Source organism: Streptomyces sp. BV286, assembly GCF_019090165.1.
Lineage (GTDB): Bacteria > Actinomycetota > Actinomycetes > Streptomycetales > Streptomycetaceae > Streptomyces.
The window spans coordinates 1-419 of record NZ_JAHRIB010000105.1 but is presented as its reverse complement, the minus strand read 5'-3'; the positions used below and the strand labels follow the sequence as shown (position 1 = coordinate 419).

The 419-nt window shown below is 73.5% G+C and carries 1 protein-coding gene; it reads right to left on the bottom strand.

What is annotated here, in order from left to right; genetic code table 11:
• Window positions 1-419 (bottom strand): PP2C family protein-serine/threonine phosphatase (locus KUF83_RS14385; protein WP_217455074.1); only part of this gene is annotated, 419 nt, incomplete at both ends.

Below are 419 nucleotides of genomic sequence, written 5' to 3'. Positions count from 1 at the left end.
CGTCGTCTCGGGGCTGTCCGCCGTGGTGGGCGTCGGTGACGGCGCCGATCAGGGTGCGCACGACCTCGCGGGGGTGTTCGGCGGCGGTAGCAGTGAGGATGCGGGGCAGGTCGGCGGTCTCCGCTTCGCGTTCCTGCATGCTGTCGGTGTAGAGCAGGAGGCGGTCGCCGGGGCGCAGGTCGAGGTCCTGCACCGGGTAGGCGCCCTGCCAGGCAGCGCCGAAGGGCAGGTTCACGGTCAGGTGGAGTTGTTCGGCCTGGCCGTCGCGCAGCAGCAGCGGCCGGGGGTGGCCGGCGTTGACGAGTTGGGCGGCGCTGCCGTCCAGGGTGATGCGCAGCAGCTGGCCGGTGGCGAAGGTGCGCCGGCCGTGGTCGAGGAGGGCCTGGTGGGTCTGGCGGGCCTGTTCGGCCAGATCCGCC